Origin of the sequence: Frondihabitans sucicola, from assembly GCF_030296615.1 — a bacterium.
GTDB classification, from domain to species: Bacteria; Actinomycetota; Actinomycetes; order Actinomycetales; family Microbacteriaceae; genus Frondihabitans; species Frondihabitans sucicola.
On sequence record NZ_AP027732.1, the window covers coordinates 3230500 to 3251842 of the forward strand.

Consider the following 21343-nt stretch of genomic DNA (forward strand, 5'->3'; position numbering starts at 1 on the left):
CTATCGGGAGGAAGAAGCGGTGATGCTCGAGACGGCCGCGGCGATCGCGTCGCCGATCTCGGACGTCGAGCGGTGGCCGGAAGTCGAAGCGGAGGCACGGCCCTCGATGTCGGCCTCGACGGCCCGAGTCACGCGGATCGACTCTTCTGGGAGACCGAGGTGGTCGAGGAGGAGAGCCGTCGAGAGGATCGCCGCCGTGGGATCGGCCTTCTGCTGGCCGGCGATGTCGGGGGCGGAACCGTGCACCGGCTCGAACATGCTGGGGAAGGCCCCGTCGGGGTTGATGTTGCCCGAGGCTGCCAAGCCGATGCCGCCGCTGATCGCGCCGGCCAGATCGGTGAGGATGTCGCCGAAGAGGTTGTCCGTGACGATGACGTCAAACCTAGCAGGGTCGGCCACCAGGTGGATCGTCGCCGCGTCGACGTGCTGGTAGTCGACCGCCACCTCGGGGTACTCGGCCGCAACGGCATCGACCGTGCGCTGCCAGAGCGAACCCGAGAAGACGAGAACGTTCGTCTTGTGCACGAGAGTGAGCCGGTGGGCCGGGCGCTTCCGGGCGAGGTCGAAGGCGTATCGGACGACGCGCTCGACGCCGTAGGCCGTGTTGACGCTCACCTCGTTGGCGATCTCGTGCGGCGTGCCCGTGCGGAGCGACCCGCCGTTGCCGACGTAGGGGCCCTCCGTCCCTTCGCGCACGACGACGAAGTCGACAGCGCCCGGGTCGGACAGGGGCGACGGCACACCCGGGTAGACCTTGGTCGGCCGCAGGTTGACGTAGTGGTCGAGTGCGAAACGCAGCTTGAGCAGAAGGCCGCGCTCGATGATGCCGCCGCGAAGCGCCGGATCGCGCGGGTCGCCGCCCACTGCCCCGAGCAGGATCGCGTCGTGCCCCGAAATCGCCTCGAGGTCGGCATCGGTCAGGATGTCGCCGGTCGCCGTGAAACGCCCCGCGCCGAGCGAGAACTCGGTGACGTCGAAGACCGTGTCACCGCCCTCGGTGACGGCCTGAAGCACCTTGAGAGCCTCGGAGACGACCTCGGGGCCGATCCCGTCACCGGGAATGCTGGCCAGTCTGATCGTGCGGCTCATGAGTGCTCCTTCGAGGTTGCGTGTGAGGACAAGCCTAGCCGCGTCGTCCTGCCCTCAAGGAGTTCTGCACGGTCGACTAGAGCGTGACGTCGATCTCTTGCATGACGTCGGCATCGATGGCCCTGCGCACCTTCTCGAGCAGGCCTTCGGGGGCCGGGCTGTCGATCGTCAGGACGCTCAGCGCAGACCCGCCGGCGGTCGTGCGCGCGATCTGCATGCCGGCGATGTTGATTCCGGCCTCGCCGAACTCCTTGCCGTAGACCGCGACGATGCCCGGCCGGTCGGTGTACAGCATGACGATGTGGTGCTTCGCCAGCGGCACCTCGACGTCGTAGCCGTTGATCTCGGTGATCTTCTCGACCTGCTTCGGGCCGGTCAGGGTGCCGGAGACGGAGATCTGCCGGCCGTCGGCGAGAGCTCCCGGATCGTGATGATGTTGCGGTACTCGTCCGAGACCGCATCGGTCAGCAGACGCACCGTCACACCGCGCTGCTCGGCGAGCAGGGGTGCGTTGACGTAGCTCACCGTCTCTTGGACGGCGTCGGAGAAGACGCCCTTGAGCGCTGCGAGCTTGTAGACGCTGACGTCGTACTCGGCCAGGTCGCCGTGGATCTCGACGTCGATCGTGGTGAGCGGGCTGTCGGCCAGCCCCGCGAACACCTGCCCGAGCTTCTCGACCAGCGGGATGCCGGGGCGGACGTACTCGTCGATGACTCCCCCGGCGACATTCACGGCGTCGGGAACGAGCTCGCCGCCGAGGGCCAGTCGGACCGACCTGGCGACCGAGACGCCGGCCTTCTCCTGGGCCTCGTCGGTCGACGCACCGAGGTGCGGCGTCACGATCACGTTGTCGAGGGCGAGGAGCTCGAGGTTCGAGGGCGGCTCGGAGACGAAGACGTCGAGGCCGGCGCCGGCGATGACGTCGTTCTTCAGTGCCTCGTAGAGGGCGTCCTCGTCGATGAGGCCGCCACGCGCCACGTTGACGACGAACGCCGTCGGCTTCATCAGGGCGAGCTGCTCCGTCGAGAGCATGCCCGTGGTCTCCGGGGTCTTCGGCATGTGGATGGTGACGAAGTCGGCCGTCTCGAGCAGCTCGGGCAGCGACAAGAGCGTGACGCCGAGCTGCTGCGCGCGCGCCGGGGTGACGTAGGGATCGTAGGCGACGATGTTCATGCCGAACGCCTGCAGGCGGGCCGTGATCAGCGCACCGATGCGGCCGAGTCCGATGATGCCGACGGTCTTCTCGTAGAGCTCGACGCCGGTGTACTTCGAGCGCTTCCACTGACCCTGTGCCAGTGCGTTGTGCGCCGCGGGGATGTGACGGGCGAGGCTCAGGATGTGACCGACGGTCAGTTCGGCGGCCGAGATGATGTTCGACGTCGGGGCGTTGACGACCATGACGCCCGCATTCGTGGCTGCCTTGATGTCGACGTTGTCGAGCCCCACGCCCGCGCGTGCGACCACCTGCAGGTTCGGCGCGGCCGCGATGGCTTCGGCGTCGACCTTGGTCGCGGATCGCACCAGGATCGCGTTCGCCTCCGCGAGGGCGGAGAGCAGCGCCCCTCGATCGGTCCCGTCGACGTTCCGCACGTCGAAGTCGGGCCCGAGGGCGTCGACGGTTGCGGGTGAGAGTTCTTCGGCGATCAACACGATCGGCTTAGCCACGAAACGGGTCCTAACGCTGGGTTCGGTCTGCGACGCGACCCGTCTCGAAGGCCCGGGTCGCACGAATCACCCTAGCCGCGGGGATCCTGCGATCCGGGGCCACCGGCCCCGTCCGACCCGCGAACCTGAGAATCCGCAGTGCATGCCCAGCCGAGGCGGACCATATTACCGAGCGGCTTCCACGGCCCCGCGCGGGCGTCGCCGCGGGGAAGTCGGCCGCACCGATCAGAGGGACGACACCTGGAACACGTAGGCCGTCAGGCTCACCGTCAGGGCGCTGACGCCGCCCCAGGCGATGACGAAGACGATGACGCGCTGCAGGAGACCACGCCGGCGACCGACGCGCCACGCCGCGAGCCAGCCGAGCACCGGAACGACGAGGGCGGCGATGAGGGCCGGCCACGGCACGTCCTTCGCGAGCTCGGGCGCGCCGCCCTTGGTGACGAAGTCGCGGTACGCCTCGAACTGACCGGGCACCTGGATGAGGTTGCCCACGGCGGCGTAGACGCTCCACGCGAAGAGCAGACCGAAGACGACCCAGACGACCAGGGCAGCGCCGAACCGCGGGACGACCTCGACGCGGTCGGCCGAATCGACCTCGGGTGCGCCGGCGCTCACGAGAGGGCCCCGATCACGAAGGGCCAGGGCAGCAGGATCACGACGCCCACGATGAACGAGACCACTCGCGTGCGGGACCGACTCGTCGGAAGCAGCAGGATCGTGCCGACGAACCAGATCGCCGGGCCCGCCACCGCGAGGTACGTGCCGATCCGCCACATGGCCGCCGCGAGGCTCGAGTCGAAGGACGGCTGGACGTTGCCCACCGACCGCAGCCACGCCACCGTGAAGAGCAGGAAGATCGCGCCGAAGACACCGTGCACGACGAGCATGGTGGAGCTCATCACGCCGTCGGGCAGCTCGTCTTCGTCGTCTTCGTCGTCTTCGTCAGTGTGCGCGACGGGGACGTCGTCGACCGGGGTCTCGAGGTAGCTGGTATCGGCAGAGGTCGGGCCCCAGCTCAGGGCCTCGTCGTCTTCGTCGCGCGTGACTACGGGCGCGTCGTCTCGTCCGGCGTCGGTGGTCATGCGGCCACTCGGCAGGAACGGACCTTGTCGCCGATCACGGCGACGAGCGCCGGGAAGAGAGGGTGCCCGGGAAAGACGCCGGTGAGCGTCTCGGTGAGAAGTTCGTCGCCGGCGCCCGCGCGCAGCAGCGACTGGAGCTCCCGGCTCTCGACGTCGTCGGGCACATTGAAGTCGAGGGCGGCGCGGACGGCGCGGACCAGGGCGTCGGCGGGCAGCCCGCGCTCGGCGAGCTGCGCGGCGGGCCCGACCAGCCGCTCGTGGCGGCTGAGCTTGCTGAGGGGGTTGCGGCCGACTCGGCCCGTGGTGTCGGGAAGGTGCGGGTTCGAGATGCGCTGGAGGTTCTTCTCGATGTACGCCTGCTGCTCGTCGGGGTCGACGCCGTATTTGGCGACGAGGAGGGCCTTCGTCTCGGCGAGCACCGCGAGGACCTCCGCGTGGACGGCAGGCTCGGCCAGGGCGTCGCGAACGCTGCCGATGCCCCGCGCCCAGCCGTAATAGGCGGCGGTCGCGTGGGCGGTGTTGACGGTGAACAGCTTGCGGTCGATGAACGGCGCCAGGTCGTCGACCCAGGTGACTCCTGCGATCTCGGGAGCCGCCGCCCGGCCGCTGAACGGCCCCGTCTCGATGATCCACTCGGCGAAGGACTCGATGGTGACGTCGAGCCCCGGCGACTGCTCCGGGACGATGCGGTCGATCTCGCAGTTCGCGAAGACCGCGCGGGAGAACGCGTCGTCGTCGTCGACGACCTGGCGGACGAACCCCGCGAGGGTACCGGAGGCGTTGATGGCCGTCTCGCAGGCGACGATGACCACGGGAGGACGGTCGGCGGCGCGCTCTGCGAGACCGCGGCCGATGGTGGCGGCAAGAGACGGCAGGATGCGGGGGCCGACGGACGTGGTGACGACGTCGGCCGTGGCGAGTTCGCGGACCACGTCGTCGACTTCGAGACGGTTGTCGACGGAGCGGTAGCCGCTGACGGTCGTCACGTGGTCGGTCGCAGTGCCCCGCTGGCCGCTGACCTCGTGGACCTCGTAGGAGGACTGGCGGCGAAGAGCCTGGACGACGTCGGGGTCGACGTCGGCGAAGACCACCTCGTAGCCGCTCGCGTGGAGGAACTGGCCGACGAAGCCTCGGCCGATGTTTCCGGCGCCGAAATGGACCGCCTTCTTGCTCAAAGCCATCCTTCGATCATGCCAGACATGGGGTGCGCCCCTCGACGCCCGGATGGGCCCCACCCGAAAGTGAGGCCCATCTGTGACGTTCTGGTGTTCGACGAAGCGATCAGCGGGCTGCCGAACCGTCCACGTAATCGGCGTCCTGCTGCTTCCAGGCGAACAGCGCACGCAGTTCGTGCCCGGTGGCCTCGATCGGGTGCTGCTCGGCGCGGGCGCGGAGTGCCTTGAACTCGGGCGCACCGGCGTCCTGGTCGTCGATGAAGCGCTTCGCGAATGCTCCGGACTGGATGTCGGCGAGAACGGCCTTCATGTTCTCCTTGACGTCGGGGGTGATGACGCGCGGGCCGGAGACGTAGTCACCGTACTCGGCCGTGTCGGAGACCGACCAACGCTGCTTGGCGAGGCCGCCCTCCCAGATCAGGTCGACGATCAGCTTGAGCTCGTGGAGGACCTCGAAGTAGGCGATCTCCGGCTGGTAGCCGGCCTCGGTCAGGGTCTCGAAGCCGTACTGGATCAGCTGCGAGGTGCCACCGCAGAGGACGGCCTGCTCACCGAACAGGTCGGTCTCGGTCTCTTCCGTGAAGGTCGTCTTGATGCCGCCGGCGCGGAGGCCGCCGATCCCCTTGGAGTACGACCAGGCGAGGTCCCACGCCGAGCCCGTGCCGTCGACCTCGACGGCCACGGTGACCGGAACGCCGCGGCCGGCCTCGAACTCGCGACGCACGGTGTGGCCGGGGCCCTTCGGAGCGACCAGGATCACGTCGACGCCGGTGGGGGCCTCGATGTAGCCGAAACGGATGTTGAAGCCGTGCCCGAAGACGAGCGCGTTGCCGGCCTGGAGATTGGGGGCGATGTCGTCACGGTAGACGATGCGCTGCACCTGGTCGGGTGCGAGGATGACGACGACGTCTGCCCACGCGGAGGCGTCGGCCGGCGTGTGCACGGTGAAGCCGGCCTCCTCGGCCTTGGCGCGGCTCTTCGAGTCGGGCTTGAGACCGATGACGACCTCGACACCGGAGTCGCGAAGGTTCAGCGCGTGCGCGTGGCCCTGCGAGCCGTAGCCGATGACCGCCACCTTCTTGCTCTGGATGATCGACAGGTCGGCGTCTTTGTCGTAGGCGATTTCAGTCACGTTCGTGGTTCTCCTTGTTGATTGGTGAAGGCGTTGGTTCGTGTAACCGTTAGTTCTTGAAGACGCGGTCGGTGATCGACTTCGCGCCGCGGCCGATCGCAAGGAGCCCGGATTGCGAGATCTCCTTGATGCCGTAGGGCTCGAGCACACGGAGGAGGGCGGTGGTCTTGCCCGTGTCTCCGGTCACCTCGATGACGAGGGCGTCGGTCGACACGTCGACGACGCTGGCCCGGAAGAGCGTGACGGCCTCGAGCACCTGCGAACGCGACACGTTGTCGACGCGCACCTTGATCAGCAGGTGTTCGCGCTGCACCGACTGCGAGTAGTCGAGCTCGACGATCTTGATCACGTTGATCAGCTTGTTGAGCTGCTTCGTGACCTGCTCGAGCGGCAGTTCTTCGACGTCGACGACGACCGTGATCCGGCTGAGACCGGCGATCTCGCTCTTGCCGACCGCGAGCGACTCGATGTTGAAGCCGCGACGGGCGAACAGGCCTGCCACGCGCGTCAGCAGACCGGGCTTGTCCTCGACGAGGAGGGAGAGGACGTGGCTCATGCTGCGCCTCCCTGCTGCCTCGAGGCGTCGGGCGCGGGCGGCGCCTCGTCGTCCCATTCGGGAGACAGCTCTTTGGCGTACTGGATGAGGGAGTTGGAGACGCCCTGCGCCACCATCGGCCACACCATCGCGTCGCGGCTGACGACGAAGTCGATGACGACCGGGCGGTCGTTCGTCTCGAGGGCGAGCAGGATCGCGGGGTCGATCTCGTCTTCGGTGCGGACGCGGATGCCGAGGGCGCCGTAGGCGTCGGCCAGCTTGACGAAGTCGGGCACCATGCGGGTCTCGTGACCGGTGTTCAGGTCGGTGAACGAGTGGCGGCCCTCGTAGAACAGGGTCTGCCACTGGCGCACCATGCCGAGCGACGAGTTGTTGATGATCGCGACCTTGATCGGGATGTTGTTGATGACACAGGTGGCCAGTTCTTGGTTGGTCATCTGGAAGCAGCCGTCGCCGTCGATGGCCCACACGACGCGGTCGGGCTGGGACACCTTGGCGCCCATCGCGGCCGGCACCGAGTAGCCCATGGTGCCCGCGCCGCCGGAGTTCAGCCAGGAGTGCGGACGCTCGTAGCCGATGAACTGCGCGGCCCACATCTGGTGCTGCCCGACGCCGGCGGCGTAGACGGCCTCCGGGCCGGTGAGCTGGCCGATGCGCTGGATGACCTTCTGCGGCGAGAGCAGACCGTCTTCGGGCTCGGAGAACCCGAGCGGGAACTCGGCGCGAAGGGCTTCGAGGCGTTCCCACCAGGCCGCCAGGTCGGGCTTCTGACCGGAGGTCACCTCGGCGAACGCCGACGTGAGGTCGATGACGACCTCGCGGGCGTCGCCCACGATCGGGACGTCGGCGATCCGGATCTTGGAGATCTCGGCGGGGTCGATGTCGACGTGCACGACCTTCGCGTCGGGCGCGAAGAGTTCGGCCTTGCCGGTGACGCGATCGTCGAAGCGGGCGCCGAGGGCGATGATGAGGTCGCTCTCTTGCAGGCCGAGGACCGCCGGGACCGTGCCGTGCATGCCGGGCATGCCCAGGTGCTGCGGGTGCGAGTCCGGGAAGGCGCCACGGGCCATCAGGGTCGTCACGACGGGCGCCCCGGTCGCCTCGGCGAGACGGAGCAGCTCGGCGGACGCACCCGCGCGGATGACGCCGCCGCCGACGTAGAACACGGGACGCTTCGACTCGGCCAGCAGCTGCGCCGCGGCGGTGATCTGTTTGCCGTGCGCCTTCGTGATGGGGCGGTAGCCGGGAAGCTCGACCGTCTCGGGCCAGACGAACGGGGCCGAGTTCTGCTGGGCGTCTTTGGTGATGTCGACCAGGACGGGGCCAGGGCGCCCCGTCGAGGCGATCTGGTACGCCGCGGCGAGCGTCTCCGGGATGTCTTCCGGCCTGGTGACGAGGAACGAGTGCTTGGTGATCGGCATCGTGATGCCGACGATGTCGGCCTCCTGGAAAGCGTCGGTCCCCATCAGGGTCGAGAACACCTGACCCGTGATCGCGAGCAGCGGAACGGAGTCCATGTACGCGTCGGCGATCGCCGTGACGAGGTTCGTCGCGCCGGGGCCGGACGTCGCGATCGCGACGCCGACCCGGCCCGACGCTGCCGCGTAGCCCTCGGCCGCGTGGCCGGCGCCCTGCTCGTGGCGGACGAGGATGTGGCGGATCGCGGTCGAAGCCATCAGCTCGTCGTAGAACGGGATGATGGCGCCACCGGGGAGGCCGAAGACGTCGGTGACGCCGAGCTTCTCGAGGGAGCGCAGGATCGCGCCGGATCCGGTGAGCATCTCGGGTGTCGTCGAGCGGGCGCGCGCTGGCGCCGTGGGCAGGGGGCTTGCTTCTGGAGGCATCGGTGCCGATTCCCTTGTTGCTGGTGGTGAACGGGTGGAACGCCCGCGGGGCCTTAGTACGTGACCGCGCCCTCTGCTGCGGAACGAACCTGCCTGGCGTACTTCGCGAGAACTCCACGGGTGTACACAGGCGGCAGAGGAGCCCAGCCGTCACGGCGAGCGTCTAGCTCAGCTGCGTCGACGAGTAGGTCGAGCGAGCGAGCGGCGATATCGACCCGAATCAGATCACCATCGCGCACGAAGGCGATCGGACCTGCGTCGACCGCTTCGGGTGCTATGTGGCCGATGCACAGGCCGGTTGTGCCGCCTGAGAATCGTCCGTCTGTCAAGAGTAGTACATCTTTGCCGAGCCCCGCGCCCTTGATCGCCGCGGTGATCGCGAGCATCTCGCGCATGCCGGGACCGCCCTTGGGTCCTTCGTAGCGGATGATCACCACGTCGCCCTTGGCGATCCTGCCGTCGGTGAGGGCGTCCATTGCGGCGCGCTCGCGCTCGAAGACGCGGGCGGGCCCCTCGAAGATGTCGGCGTCGAAGCCGGCCGTCTTGACGACCGCGCCCTCGGGCGCGAACGAGCCGCTGAGAACGGTCAGGCCGCCGGTCGGGTGGATCGGGTTGTCGAGGGTGCGCAGCACCTCGCCGTCGAGCGCCTTCGGCTTGATCTCGGCGAGGTTCTCGGCGACGGTCTTGCCGGTGACGGTCAGGCAGTCGCCGTGCAGCAGACCCGCGTCGAGCAGCGCCTTCATGACGACCGGCACGCCGCCGTGGCGGTCGACGTCGTTCATCACGTATTTGCCGAAGGGCTTGAGGTCGCCGATGTGCGGGACCTTGTCGCCGATGCGGTTGAAGTCGTCGATGGTCAGATCGACCTCGGCCTCGTACGCGATGGCGAGGAGGTGGAGCACGACGTTGGTCGAGCCGCCGAAGGCCATCGCGACGGCGATGGCGTTCTCGAACGCCTCCTTGGTCAGGATGTCGCGCGCCGTGATGCCGCGCTCGAGCATGGCCACGACGGCTTCGCCCGAGCGGTGGGCGAAGTAGTCGCGACGGCGGTCGGCGGAGGGCGGCGAAGCCGAGCCGGGCAGGCTCATGCCGAGCGCCTCGGCGACGGACGCCATGGTGTTCGCCGTGTACATGCCGCCGCAGGCTCCCTCGCCCGGGGCGATCGCGCACTCGATGGCGTGCAGGTCTTCGTCGGAGATGGTGCCCGCCTTGGCCGCGCCCACCGCCTCGAAGGAGTCGATGATCGTGACGTCTTTCTCGGTGCCGTCGCTGAGCTTGACCCAGCCGGGCGCGATCGATCCGGCGTAGAGGAACACGCTGGCGAGATCGAGCCGCGCGGCGGCCATGAGCATGCCCGGAAGCGACTTGTCGCAGCCGGCCAGCATGACGGACCCGTCGAGACGCTCGGCCATCATGACGGTCTCGACGCTGTCGGCGATGACCTCGCGCGACACGAGAGAGAAGTGCATGCCCTCGTGGCCCATGGCGATGCCGTCGGACACGGAGACGGTGCCGAACTGCAGCGGGTAGCCGCCGCCCGAGTGCACGCCTTCTTTGGCTCCCTGGGCGAGACGGTTGAGGGACAGGTTGCACGGCGTGATCTCGTTCCACGACGACGCGATACCGATCTGGGGCTTCTCCCAGTCGGCATCCCCCATGCCGACGGCGCGGAGCATGCCCCGCGAGGTGGTGGCTTCGACACCGTCTGTGACGTCGCGACTCCGCGGCTTCCAGTCGACGCCGTACTCATTGAGTTTTTCAGCAGGCATGCACGTCAGTTTAGGGCGTCGGTGCGGCGCTTCCCGACCGTGTGACGCGCGCACCCGCCGGGAAGGGCGAGAGCTCCAGCAGACCGGCCGCGAGATTCCAGGTGGCCGAGATCGAGCCGCCGCCCGCCGTCACGAGGTCGAGGCGCACTCCGGTCGCGGCCGCGTCTTTCAGGGGCGTGCACGAACTGGCTCCGCGCGTCGAGCCGACGCTCATGATGAGGCAGAACGACTGATCCTTGCCGCGCGCCACCCAGACGCCCGCCTCGCCGTCCTGCTGCCCCCACTGGGCCAGCACGCGCCGCGTCGTCGACGGGTCGATGCCGGGCAGGACCACGTCCGGCCGATCCCCCGCGGACTGCGCCTGGTCGAAGTACTCGGCACCCAGCGATTCGGCCACGGCACCGGACTGCAGGCCGGTGGCGGGCGACGAGGCGCCCCGCGTGGCGGTGACCTCGGCATCGTCGGCCGGCGCCCTCGAACCTGCGACGCTCGTCGAGATGCCGGCGCCGACCAGGCCGGCCAGGACGACCGCCACGGCCCCGGCCGCGAGCCAGGTGCGCGCGGGGCGGGCGCGCACCGGGCGCGAGGGCCGCTCGGACGCCGGATGGCCGGAGCCGTCGTCGGTCGCCGGCTCGGCTGAGGGATGCTTTTCAGCGGACTGCCCGGCCAGCGCACGGAGCTCGGACATCTCGTCGGGAGTGAGAGCCTCTCCCCCGTAGAGCCGCGTCTCGAGGGCGCGCCGACGCTCGTCCCGCGACGTGCCACCCCGCGGACCGTTCGCTGCACCGCGGCCGACCATGGCAGAAGCCTAGGCCTGTCTCCCCCTTCGCCGAAGGTCGTGTGTGGTCTGGTCTCCCGAGCTGCACGCCCAGCTTCCGGTGACAACGTCGGTGGCACGGGGCAGAGTCGAGTCATGGACGACAAAGAGACGCTGTACGACTACTTGCGCATTCGACGCGCCGACCTGCTCGCCAAGCTCGACGGGCTCAGTGAATACGACGCCAGGCGGCCGATGACCCCCACGGGCACGAATCTGGCGGGTCTCGTCAAACACGTGGCGAGCGTGCAGCTCGGCTACCTGGGCGAGGTGTTCGGGCGCCCGGCTGAGCGGCGGGTCGCCTGGGAGCTCCCCGACGGCGCCGAGGACGACGACATGTGGGTCACTCCAGGTGAGACCGTCGCCGACGTCGTCGAGTTCCACCACTACTCGGCCGCGCACGCCGATGCGACCGTGGAGGCGCTCGCGTCGGACGCGGCCGGGGTGGTCGGCTGGTGGCCCGAGGAGCGCCGCCACGTCACGCTGCAGCGGATCCTGGTGCACCTTCTCTCGGAGACTGCGCGGCACGCCGGCCACGCGGACATCCTGCGAGAGACCATCGACGGCTCGATCGGCAACGGTGCGTCCGACCCCAATCTGCCCGGCCGGAGCCCCGACGAATGGGAGGCGTTCCGGGCGAAGATCGAGTCGGCCGCTCACGCCGCAGCGTCGACCGAGTGATCCCGCCCGAACCGTGGTCGGGAGTCGGAGTCCGGCGGCCGGGAGGCTAGGAGCGACCGAGGTGGGCGCGCAGCTCGGCGAGGTCGTCGAGCACGTGCGCGACCTCCGGCGGACCGGCGACGCGATACGCGGCCGCGGTGTCGCCGTGGCCGCTCTTCAGACCGAAGTCACCCGCGGCGAGAGCCCGGAAGCCGTCTTCGTCGGTGACGTCGTCGCCCGCGAAGAACACGGCTGACGCTCCGGTGATCTCGCGGAGGCGCGCGATGGCGTCGCCCTTGGAGGCCGACCGGACGGCGAACTCGAGGACGTTCTTGCCGACCCGCTCGGTCGCGGCCGGAGCCTCGGCGGCCACCCGGCGACGAGCCTCCGCCAGGACGAGATCGGTGACCGACTCGTCGGCGAGACGCGTGTGGAGGGCGAAGCCCGCCGGCTTCTCCTCGACGTGGACGTCGTCGTAGGGCGCCGCGGTCTCGGTCAGGATCGTCTCGAGGGCTCCGCGCAACTTCTGCTCTTCAGGGCTCAGCGAGACCTCTGCCTCGCCGTCGACCCGGTATTCGACTCCGTGCGAGCCCACGAGAAGGACGGTGTTCGGCGCCTCGGCGACCTCGATGAGGCTGTCGAGCGCGCGACCCGAGACGAGGGCCACAGACGTGTCGGGCAGGGCCACCAGGCGCAGGATGGCGTCCTGGGCTTCCGGTAGGGCCCGAGCCGCCCGCGGGGCGTCGACCTCGGGCGCCAGGGTCCCGTCGAAGTCGAGAGCGACCAGGAGGTGCCCGGCCGTCGCGATCCTGCCCAGCGCATCCGCCATGGCGGTCTCGGCCGCGCCGGCGGGTGTCGCCCCGGCAGGTGTCGCCCCGGCGGGTGCCGCCCCGGTGGGTGTCGTGTCGGCGCTCATGCGGCGGGCTCGGTCGACACGGCGGGCGCCGCCCCCTGCGACTCGGCAGCGGTCGGATCGGCGACCGTCTTGGGCGGTGCCGCGATGCGGTGCCCGGGGCGGACCTCGGCCAGGGCCTCCAAGAACTTCGCCGACCACTTGGCCACATCGTTGTCGAGCACGCGTCGCCGGAGGGCTCGCATACGGGTGACCCGGTCTCGGCGCGGCATCTCGATGGCGCGCATGATCGTGTTCTTGAGGCCGCCGATGTCGTGCGGATTCACCAGCAGAGCGCTGCGCAACTCGTCGGCGGCACCGGCGAACTCACTGAGGATCAACACGCCGTCGTTGTCGTGACGGACCGCGACGTACTCTTTCGCGACGAGGTTCATACCGTCGCGAAGGGCCGTGACGAGCATGATGTCGGCGGCGAGGTAGAGGGCGACCATCTCTTCGCGCGGATAGCCGTGGTGGTGATAGCTGATCGCCGTGTGGCTCATGGTGGCGTAGTCGCCGTTGATGCGACCGACGGTCAACTCGATCTCGTCGCGGAGATCCATGTAGGCCTCGACCCGCTCGCGACTGGGCGAGGCGACCTGCACCAGCGTGGCGTCCTCGACGCTCAGGCGGCCGTCCGAGAGGAGTTCGCCGAACGCCTTCATCCGGTGCCGGATGCCCTTCGTGTAGTCGAGACGGTCGACGCCGAGGATGACGGTCTTGGGATTGCCGAGTCCCTCGCGGATCTCGCGGGCGCGGGCCTGGATGTCGGGGCGCCTGGAGAGCGCCTCGAAGCCGGCCGAGTCGATCGAGATGGGGAACTGCTTCGCCAGGACGCGGCGCACCTTGCGGCCGCGGCGCGACAAAGGCGCGGACTCGTCGTCGACGGGCACGTCGATGAAGGGGCGGGTGGTGGCGTAGCCGAGCAGGTGACGCACGGACCGCGAGAAGTTGGAGGCGTCGTCGGCCCTCTGGAAGCCGATCACGTCGGCGCCGAGGAGCCCTTCGAGGATCTTCTCGCGCCACGGCAGCTGCGAGAAGATGCCGAGGGGCGGGAAGGGGATGTGGTTGAAGAAGCCGATCGTGAGGTCGGGGCGCAGCTCGCGGAGGTACTGCGGAACGAGCTGCAGCTGGTAGTCCTGGACCCAGACGACGCCGCCCTCTTCGGTGATCTCGGCGGCCTTCTCGGCGAAGCGACGGTTGACGCGCACGTACGACTCCCACCAGACGCGGTGATACGTCGGCGCCGAGATGACGTCGTGGTACAGCGGCCAGAGGGTGTCGTTGCTGAAGCCCTCGTAGTAGCGCTCGACCTCCTCGTCGCTGAGGGGCACGGGAACGATGTTGATGCCGTCGTTCTCGAAGGGCTCGAACTCGAGATCGGGCTTGCCCGCCCAGCCGATCCAGGCGCCGTCGTTGACGCGCATGACCGGTTCGAGCGCGGTGACGAGACCGCCCGGCGAGTGCTCCCAGCTCACCTGCCCGTCTTCGCCGACCGTGTGGTCGACGGGGAGACGGTTGGAGACGACGACGAAGCCGTACGTCTCGTGGGAGGGTTTCTCGGGCTGGTCTGACATGTCTGGGGGCAACTCCGCTCGATCGCCCGAGGAGCGCTCCCCGGGCTTCCGAGACTATCAGCGCTCGGGCGGACCCCTTCAGGATCCCAGGGCCAGCGTCTCCTCCGCCGCGCGCGCCAGCGCCACCCCGTAGCTCCGGCCGTGCCCGGCCGCGTGCACGGCGAGCGGGTGGAGCTGATGCAGGGGCACGCGATCCCGCCACCCGTTCCGGAGCGGGTGCGCAGCGTCGTAGCCGGCCAGCACGTCGTCGAGGTAGGGACAGCCGAACAGGGCCAGCATGGCGAGATCGGTCTCGCGGTGGCCGCCGTGGGCGGCGGGGTCGATCAGGATCACGCCCGATGCCGCGAAGAGGACGTTGCCGTTCCAGAGATCACCGTGGAGACGCGACGGGACGTCCCCGTCGTCGAACGCGCCGTCCTCGATCAGCGCGCAGGCACGCAGGATCACATCGTGCTCGCTCTCGGAGACGCTCCCGGCCTCGCGCGCGACGGCCGCATACGGCGCCACCCTCTGCGCGGCGTAGAAGGCGCCCCGGGTGTCCTTCGGCCGCGTCGACAGCGGGCGCTCGCCGATGAAGGAGGGACCCGTCCAACCGTCGGGCGGGGCGCCGAACGCCGTGGCGCGGGCGTCGTGCGTCGCGGCGAGCGCCGCCCCGAACTCCCTGGCCGCGGCCGATGTGGGGCGCGTTTCGCGGATTTCCTCGAGCGTGATGCTGCCGGGTCCGACTCCTCGACGCCGACGACGCGTGCCCCGCCGGACGCCGTCGCCTCGGCCAGCCAGGCCAGCCCGGCAGCCTCGGCCTCGAAGAATCCCGGGGTGCGTCAGGTCGCACCTTCTCGAACGTGCTCACGCCCTCCATCCTGCGCCCTGGTGACGCGGATACGATCAGCCCCATGCATCGCACCCGCGCCTACAAGGACGGCTCTCTCGTCGGCGAAGACTTCCCGCTCGACGACGTCAGCGACTACCTCGAAGGAGGCGACTGCATGATCTGGGTCGACTTCGTGTCGCCGACGCAGGCCGACATGGACAAGGTCGGCGACGAGATGGGGCTTCACGAGCTCGCCATCGAGGACGCCCTCGAGAAGGGGCAGCGCCCGAAGCTCGACCGGTACGAGAACTTCCTCTTCGCCGTGATGTACGACACCGGATTCGACGAGACCTCCGGCGAGCTGTCGGCCCGGGAGGTGAAGGCGTTCATCACCCGGCGGGCCCTGGTGACGATCCACGACGACGACTTCGACGTCGATCTGCTCCGGAAGACCTGGGACGACAACAAAGACCTGGCGTCCAAGGGGTCGCCTTCCTGGTGTGGGGGCTCCTCGACCGGATCGTCGACAACCACTACGACGTGACCGACCGGCTGGACGACGCCATCGACGGGCTCGAGGAGGGCCTGTTCGACGTGCGGCAGCAGACGATGGAGATCCAGAAGCGCTCGTTCACGCTGCGGAAGAGCCTCGTGACGCTGCGCCGCCTGGTGAACCCGATGCGCGAGATCCTGAACACGCTGCTCCGACGGGACGACTCGAAGTTCGCGCCCGACATGGGGCCGTACTTCCAGGACGTCTACGACCACGTGCTGCGCGTGATCGAGCAGACGGACAGCCTGCGCGACCTCGTGTCGACGATCCTCGACACCAATCTCAGCATCCAGAGCAATCGCATGAACCTCGTGATGAAGAAGGTGACCAGTTGGGCGGCCATCATCGCGGTGCCGACGGCGATCACCGGGTTCTTCGGGCAGAACATCCCGTTCCCGGGTTACGGGGCGGGTTGGGGTTTCGCGGTCTCCTGCGCGGCCATCGTCGTCGGCGGGCTCATCCTGTACGTAAGCTTCAAGAGACGAGACTGGCTGTGACACCGCGCCCGCGCAGCGCACCGAGAGGCGTTCGATCGCCGATGGAGAGCGGGCGACCGTAACCGAACGGGCCTCGAGCCGTCGCGACGCGTTCACGGCTGAGCAACCCTCGACGTCTAGCCTCGGCGCCATGATCAGCGTCGGCATGAGCACTTCCTGCGCCTTTCCGCTGGGCCTCGACCCGGCCTTCCGATTGGCGGCCGAGGTAGGCTTCGACGGCGTCGAGGTGATGGTGACCAACGATTCGTCCACCCATCGCGCCGCTCGGCTGACCGAGCTGTCGTCGACGTACGGCCAGCCGATCCTCTCGATCCACGCTCCGGTCCTCCTCCTCACGCACTTCGTCTGGGGGCGGGATCCGCGCGTCAAGCTCGAGCGGTCCGCCGAGCTCGCGGTCGCTACCGGAGCTCGCACCGTGGTGGCCCATCCGCCGTTCCGCTGGCAGTCCGGCTACGCCGACCAGTTCCTCGACATCGTTCGCGCGGTCAGCGAGCGGTACGGCGTCGACATCGCCATCGAGAACATGTTCCCGTGGAAGATCGCCGGACGGTCCATGAAGATGTACTCCCCGGCTGGGATCCCTCCTCGCTCGACTGCGACGCGGCCACCCTCGACTTCTCGCACGCCTCCCTCTCGGGGCGTGACTCGCTCGAACTCGCGAGGGCCCTCGACGGCCGGCTGCGGCACGTGCATCTCTGCGACGGTTCCCGGGTCTCCGACGACGGAGGCATCTTCGACGAGCATCTCGTGCCGGGACACGGCGCCGAGCCGGTGCGGGCCGTGCTCCGCGAGCTCGCCGCGCGCGAGTGGTCGGGGTCCGTCGTCGCCGAGGTGAACACCAAGAAGGCGGGATCGCCGGAGGCGCGACTCGACATGCTGCGCGAGACGCTCTCCTTCGCCCGGGAGGCGCTGTCCGTGCCGCCCGTGCGTCGGCTCCGGGCCCACCGCCCGGGGTGACCGGGGACACATCCTTTAGGGTCGGCGCATGGACATCGTGATGGTTCCCGGGTTCTGGCTCGACGGGTCGTCGTGGGCCGAGGTCACGCCACCGCTGGTCGCGGCCGGGCACCGCGTGCATCCGGTGACGCTTCCCGGGCTCGAATCGGCCGGCGCGGATCGCAGCTCCATCTCGCTCCGCGACCACGTCGACGCCGTGACAGCGCTGGTCGACTCGCTTCGGGTCGGCGTCGTGCTGGTCGGTCACTCGGGCGGCGGTGCGACGATTCACGGCGTCGTCGACGCGCGTCCGGATCGCGTCCGCCGGGCCGTCTACGTCGACTGCGGTCCGACCGGGGACGGAGACTGCGTCAACGACGAGCTTCCGGTCATCGGCGGAGAGATCCCGTTGCCGCCCTGGTCGTCGTTCGACGTGGCGGACCTCGCCGATCTCGACGAGGTCCTGCGCGCCGAGTTCCGCGCTCGGGCGATCCCGGAGCCGCGCGGCCCGGCCCATGACGCCCAGGTGCTCCACGACGCCCGGCGGTACGACGTGCCGGCGACGGTGGTGGCCTGCGAGTTCCCGTCGTCGCTGCTCCGTGAGTGGATCGCCTCCGGGCACGCCTTCACGGCCGAGCTCGGGCGCATCCACGACGTCGAGTTCGTCGATCTGCCAACCGGCCACTGGCCCCAGTTCACTCGTCCGACCGATCTCGCCGACGTCATCCTGCACGCCGTCGACCGGCCGGGCGTCTGACGCGCGGCGCCCTCGCACGACCGGTGGAGCCCGCCGCCGAGACGCCTACCGGACGAGCGCGAGGACGGCCAGCGGCAGCGCCACGACGGCGATGGCGAGACCGGCGAGGGCGAATCTCGCCCAGGGCACCTCGACGCCCAGCCCGGAGAGCCGGCCGTGCCACAGGAGCGTCGCCAGCGAGGCCCACGGCGTGACGATGCAGCCGACATTGACCCCGACGAGGATGGCGACGAGCCGCAGCGGAGACCCGCCGACCGGTTCGAGCGCGAGGTAGGCCGGCAGGTTGTTCGCGACGTTGGCCGACAGCGCGGCGCCGCCCGAGAGCCGCAGCAGATCGCCGAACGAGTCGCCGGTGCCGACGACGTCCCCCAGCAGGCGGGCGAGCCCCAGCGCCTGTGCGGCGGCCACCACGAGGAACAGTCCCGACGCGAACAGGAGGGTTCCCCACGGTACGAGCGTGAGCCGCAGCGCTCCCGGGCGCCGCACCGAGAAGGCGACGACCAGGATCAGCGCCGCGCCGGCCGCCGGAATCCACACGGCTATGCCGGACACGAGCGCCGGGACGAGCAGGATCACGACCACCGCGGCCACCCGGAACAGCAGCCGGTCGGCGGCGGCATCGACGGGGACCGGGGTGAAGGTGGCCGCGAGCTCTCGCCGATAGCGCACGGCGATGCCGACCAGAGGCACGATGACGGCGACGGCGGCCGCCGGAAGCACCAGCGCCGCGAAGTCGAGGGGATGCGGCGACCCCAGCGCGTGGACGGCGAGCAGGTTGGTCAGGTTCGAGACGGGCAGCAGCATCGATCCGCAGTTCGCCAGCCAGACGGTCGTGAAGGCGAAGGGAAGGGGAGGCGCCGACCCGTCTGGCGACGAGGACCACGACGGGTGTGAGCAGGACCGCGGTGGTGTCGAGCGAGAGGAAGATCGTACACAGGAGGGCCAGGATCACGACCAGCAGCCACAGGACCCAGACGCGTCCGAGGGAGAACCGGGCGGCGACTCCGGCCAGCCAGGCGAACAGGCCCGCCTCGGCGGCGAGGTCCGCGACGATGGTGAGGCCGATGACGAAGCCCAGGACGGGCGCGACGCGGTCGAGAAGCTCGAGGAGCGCTTGCGGGGAGAGGACGCCCACGAGGGCGGCCACGACGCCGACGACCGCGAGGCCCGCGCCGATGAGGGCTGTTTTCACGTTCTCATAGTGGACTACGCCACGGCCCTGTCGTGTCCGCGGCCCGGGTCATCCGGTGAACGCGGAGGGGAAAGTCCCGTAAATTGGTCGGAACGACGTCAAGGAGTCCCCCGTGCGCAAGTTCCTCTTCAACGGTGCCATCATCAGTGCAGCCTTCAGCGGCATCAGCGCTTTCCGGGCCACCAAGGCCGGCCCGCGCGACTGGCGCCTCGCCCTGCTCTGGTTGGCCTGGGCGGCTTCGACGGCCATCGCCGTCGGAAACGTCAAAGACGCCGCCAGTCACGCCGACGACTGAGCACCCGTCGCGCCGGTCCCGAGGCCTGCGCTCCCGAGAGCGCACCGGCCGTCCCGGTCGATCGGCGGCGGACTGCTCGGCGGCGGATCGATCCGCGTCAGATGGTGCGGGGCCGCTGCCGGAGGGCCTCGAGAGCGAGGCCGTGCGTGGCGTAGCAGCCCACCTCCTGCGCGCTGGCGAGATGCGTGCCGCGGAGGGCGGCGTAGCCGTTCCACTGGGTGCGGACGAAGCCGAGAACGCGATCGGCGTTCGACACCTGCGTGAGGTTGTCGGTCAGGGCCCGGGTGGTGATCTCCGCGGTGCGACGGAGGGGTTCGAATCGTGCGAGTGTCACGACGACCAAACTATTCGTCTCGCCCTGCGGAAGCCCTGTTGTTTGCTGTCGATTCGCTCAACGCGCAACCGCGACGCCACGACCTGGCACGCGCCGCCGCAGAAATGCCGACTGGCGGCGAGCGGCCCAGACCGCTAGCGTGCCGCAATGACGACCCCCACAAAGGGGGCCCGAGCGCCCCCGACGATGCACCCGAAGGCTACGTCGCGCAAGATTTCTCGCATGAGCAGGAGGGCTACCACCAGGGCCTGAAGCCCCGGCAGCTGCAGATGATCGCCATCGGCGGCGCAATCGGCACCGGGCTCTTCCTGGGTGCGGGCGGCCGCCTGAACACCGCGGGGCCCGCCCTCGCCATCGTCTTCGCGATCTGCGGCCTGTTCGCGTTCTTCATCCTGCGTGCCCTGGGCGAGCTGGTCCTGCACCGCCCCTCGTCGGGATCGTTCATCTCGTACGCCCGCGAGTTCTTCGGCGAGAAGTTCGCCTACGCGGCCGGCTGGATGTACTTCCTCAACTGGGCGATGACGGCGATCGTCGACACGACCGCGGTGGCGCTCTACCTGAAGTACTGGCAGGCGTTCACGGCGGCCCCGCAGTGGCTGCTCGCCCTGATCGCCCTCGCCGTGGTGTTGTCGCTCAACCTCGTCGCCGTCAAGGTGTTCGGCGAGATGGAGTTCTGGTTCGCCCTGATCAAGGTCACGGCCCTCGTCGTCTTCCTGATCATCGGCATCGTCTGGCTGGCGGCGGCGTTCCCCGTCCACCACGGCGGCGACACGATCCAGACCGGCATCCACGTGCTTCAGAACAACGGCGGGATCCTGCCCAAGGGCCTGCTGCCCGCCGTCCTGATCGTCCAGGGCGTCGTCTTCGCCTACGCGGCCATCGAACTCGTGGGCACCGCCTCGGGCGAGACACAGAATCCCGAGAAGGTCGTGCCCCGCGCGATCAACACCGTCATCATCCGCATCGCCGTCTTCTACGTCGGCTCGCTGGTGCTGCTGTCGCTGCTGCTCCCGTACACCGCCTACAAGGCGGGTCAGAGCCCGTTCGTCACCTTCTTCTCGAGCATCGGCAACCCGGAGGTCGGTGAGATCGCCGGCACACTCATGAACTTCGTCGTGCTCACCGCGGCGCTCTCGAGCCTCAACGCGGGCCTGTACTCGACGGGCCGCGTCCTGCACTCGATGGGCATGAACGGCTCCGCTCCCAAATTCACGACGGTGATGTCGAAGGGCGGTGTCCCCTTCGGTGGGATCCTGCTCACTGCGGCGATCACCCTGCTGGGCGTCGGGCTCAACGCGGTCGTGCCCGATCAGGCGTTCGAGATCGTGCTGAACGTCTCGGCCCTCGGCATCGTCACGGCCTGGGCGACCATCATCCTGTGCCAGATGAAGTTCCGGCAGTTCGTCAAGCAGGGCAAGGCCAAGGCCCCGACCTTCAAGATGCCCGGTGCGCCCGTCACGAGTTGGGTGACCCTGGCGTTCTTGCTCGCGGTGCTCGTGCTGATGGCGATCGACTGGCCCATCGGCAGCATCACGGTGGCCTCGCTCGTCATCATCATCCCGCTGCTGATCCTGGGCTGGTTCCTGCAGCGCGACCGCATCCTGCAGATCGCCCGGATCCGCGAGGGCGTCACCGGGCCGTTCCCGATCACCGGTCGCGACGCCTCCAACCAGGTGCCGCGCGACGAGTAGAGCCCTGCGGCTGCCG

Annotated in this window: 20 protein-coding genes and 3 pseudogenes; 8 read left to right on the forward strand and 15 right to left on the reverse strand. The window is 69.2% G+C overall.

Going from position 1 to position 21343, the window contains the following annotated elements; translation table 11 throughout:
• The 10 genes and pseudogenes from QUE79_RS16625 to QUE79_RS16670 all read right to left on the reverse strand — a co-directional run bounded on the left by QUE79_RS16625 (nucleotide 1) and on the right by QUE79_RS16670 (nucleotide 11114).
• On the reverse strand, nucleotides 1–1089 hold the full coding sequence (locus QUE79_RS16625; protein ID WP_286344034.1) for a 3-isopropylmalate dehydrogenase: 1089 nt from the start codon (nucleotides 1087–1089) through the stop codon (nucleotides 1–3).
• 76 nt (nucleotides 1090–1165) lie between these two features.
• Nucleotides 1166–2754 (reverse strand): annotated as a pseudogene (serA, locus tag QUE79_RS16630) (phosphoglycerate dehydrogenase).
• Nucleotides 2755–2979: 225 nt separating this feature from the next.
• Complete coding sequence (locus QUE79_RS16635; protein WP_286344035.1) at nucleotides 2980–3372, reverse strand: hypothetical protein; 393 nt, start codon at nucleotides 3370–3372, stop codon at nucleotides 2980–2982.
• The gene (locus tag QUE79_RS16640) at nucleotides 3369–3839 is read right to left on the reverse strand and encodes a hypothetical protein (protein WP_286344036.1); all 471 of its coding nucleotides are present in this window, start codon (nucleotides 3837–3839) and stop codon (nucleotides 3369–3371) included. Before QUE79_RS16640 ends, QUE79_RS16635 begins: the two co-directional genes overlap by 4 nt.
• A complete protein-coding gene (locus QUE79_RS16645; protein ID WP_286344037.1) occupies nucleotides 3836–5020 on the reverse strand; it encodes a mannitol-1-phosphate 5-dehydrogenase in 1185 nt (394 codons plus the stop codon). Before QUE79_RS16645 ends, QUE79_RS16640 begins: the two co-directional genes overlap by 4 nt.
• Before the next feature lie 100 nt (nucleotides 5021–5120).
• Nucleotides 5121–6146, reverse strand: coding sequence for a ketol-acid reductoisomerase (gene ilvC, locus QUE79_RS16650; RefSeq protein ID WP_286344038.1), 1026 nt, complete (start codon nucleotides 6144–6146; stop codon nucleotides 5121–5123).
• 49 nt (nucleotides 6147–6195) lie between these two features.
• Nucleotides 6196–6702: an acetolactate synthase small subunit gene (gene ilvN / locus QUE79_RS16655; protein WP_286344039.1), complete on the reverse strand. Its 507-nt coding sequence runs from the start codon at nucleotides 6700–6702 to the stop codon at nucleotides 6196–6198.
• A complete protein-coding gene (locus QUE79_RS16660; RefSeq protein WP_434011015.1) occupies nucleotides 6699–8483 on the reverse strand; it encodes an acetolactate synthase large subunit in 1785 nt (594 codons plus the stop codon). The genes ilvN and QUE79_RS16660 overlap by 4 nt, the downstream gene beginning before the upstream one ends.
• A 116-nt stretch (nucleotides 8484–8599) precedes the next feature.
• Entirely contained in the window at nucleotides 8600–10315 is a 1716-nt protein-coding gene (gene ilvD, locus QUE79_RS16665) for a dihydroxy-acid dehydratase (protein WP_286344041.1), read from the reverse strand.
• 10 nt (nucleotides 10316–10325) lie between these two features.
• Nucleotides 10326–11114, reverse strand: coding sequence for a hypothetical protein (locus tag QUE79_RS16670; RefSeq protein ID WP_286344042.1), 789 nt, complete (start codon nucleotides 11112–11114; stop codon nucleotides 10326–10328).
• A 114-nt stretch (nucleotides 11115–11228) separates the two neighbouring features.
• On the opposite strand from QUE79_RS16670, the gene QUE79_RS16675 reads away from it, so the two are divergent.
• Nucleotides 11229–11813, forward strand: coding sequence for a DinB family protein (locus tag QUE79_RS16675; protein WP_286344043.1), 585 nt, complete (start codon nucleotides 11229–11231; stop codon nucleotides 11811–11813).
• Between the two features lie 46 nt (nucleotides 11814–11859).
• Here the strand turns inward: QUE79_RS16675 and otsB are convergent, their stop codons facing one another.
• The 3 genes from otsB to QUE79_RS16690 form a co-directional block, all read right to left on the reverse strand.
• Complete coding sequence (gene otsB, locus QUE79_RS16680) at nucleotides 11860–12708, reverse strand: trehalose-phosphatase (protein ID WP_286344044.1); 849 nt, start codon at nucleotides 12706–12708, stop codon at nucleotides 11860–11862.
• The gene (locus QUE79_RS16685; protein WP_286344045.1) at nucleotides 12705–14261 is read right to left on the reverse strand and encodes an alpha,alpha-trehalose-phosphate synthase (UDP-forming); all 1557 of its coding nucleotides are present in this window, start codon (nucleotides 14259–14261) and stop codon (nucleotides 12705–12707) included. Before QUE79_RS16685 ends, otsB begins: the two co-directional genes overlap by 4 nt.
• A gap of 78 nt (nucleotides 14262–14339) precedes the next feature.
• On the reverse strand, nucleotides 14340–15086 hold the full coding sequence (locus QUE79_RS16690; protein WP_350271718.1) for a fructosamine kinase family protein: 747 nt from the start codon (nucleotides 15084–15086) through the stop codon (nucleotides 14340–14342).
• A 68-nt stretch (nucleotides 15087–15154) separates the two neighbouring features.
• Between QUE79_RS16690 and QUE79_RS16695 the strand changes: the two genes are divergently transcribed.
• The 5 genes and pseudogenes from QUE79_RS16695 to QUE79_RS16715 all read left to right on the forward strand — a co-directional run bounded on the left by QUE79_RS16695 (nucleotide 15155) and on the right by QUE79_RS16715 (nucleotide 17815).
• Nucleotides 15155–15616, forward strand: a complete 462-nt coding sequence (locus tag QUE79_RS16695; RefSeq protein ID WP_286344046.1) for a CorA family divalent cation transporter — start codon at nucleotides 15155–15157, stop codon at nucleotides 15614–15616.
• A complete protein-coding gene (locus QUE79_RS16700; RefSeq protein WP_286344047.1) occupies nucleotides 15571–16122 on the forward strand; it encodes a magnesium transporter CorA family protein in 552 nt (183 codons plus the stop codon). The genes QUE79_RS16695 and QUE79_RS16700 overlap by 46 nt, the downstream gene beginning before the upstream one ends.
• Nucleotides 16123–16351: 229 nt before the next feature.
• Nucleotides 16352–16600: pseudogene (locus QUE79_RS16705) on the forward strand (sugar phosphate isomerase/epimerase); the annotation flags it as partial.
• Nucleotides 16601–16653: 53 nt separating this feature from the next.
• Nucleotides 16654–17079: a sugar phosphate isomerase/epimerase family protein gene (locus QUE79_RS16710; protein WP_286344048.1), complete on the forward strand. Its 426-nt coding sequence runs from the start codon at nucleotides 16654–16656 to the stop codon at nucleotides 17077–17079.
• A gap of 28 nt (nucleotides 17080–17107) precedes the next feature.
• Nucleotides 17108–17815: an alpha/beta fold hydrolase gene (locus tag QUE79_RS16715; RefSeq protein WP_286344049.1), complete on the forward strand. Its 708-nt coding sequence runs from the start codon at nucleotides 17108–17110 to the stop codon at nucleotides 17813–17815.
• 45 nt (nucleotides 17816–17860) lie between these two features.
• Here QUE79_RS16715 and QUE79_RS16720 read toward each other — a convergent pair.
• Nucleotides 17861–19007: pseudogene (locus QUE79_RS16720) on the reverse strand (SLC13 family permease).
• A 112-nt stretch (nucleotides 19008–19119) separates the two neighbouring features.
• On the opposite strand from QUE79_RS16720, the gene QUE79_RS16730 reads away from it, so the two are divergent.
• On the forward strand, nucleotides 19120–19302 hold the full coding sequence (locus tag QUE79_RS16730) for a hypothetical protein (protein ID WP_286344051.1): 183 nt from the start codon (nucleotides 19120–19122) through the stop codon (nucleotides 19300–19302).
• A gap of 97 nt (nucleotides 19303–19399) precedes the next feature.
• Here the strand turns inward: QUE79_RS16730 and QUE79_RS16735 are convergent, their stop codons facing one another.
• A complete protein-coding gene (locus QUE79_RS16735) occupies nucleotides 19400–19636 on the reverse strand; it encodes a hypothetical protein (protein WP_286344052.1) in 237 nt (78 codons plus the stop codon).
• 248 nt (nucleotides 19637–19884) lie between these two features.
• Between QUE79_RS16735 and QUE79_RS16740 the strand changes: the two genes are divergently transcribed.
• Entirely contained in the window at nucleotides 19885–21327 is a 1443-nt protein-coding gene (locus tag QUE79_RS16740) for an amino acid permease (protein WP_286346760.1), read from the forward strand.
• Nucleotides 21328–21343 lie beyond the last annotated feature (16 nt).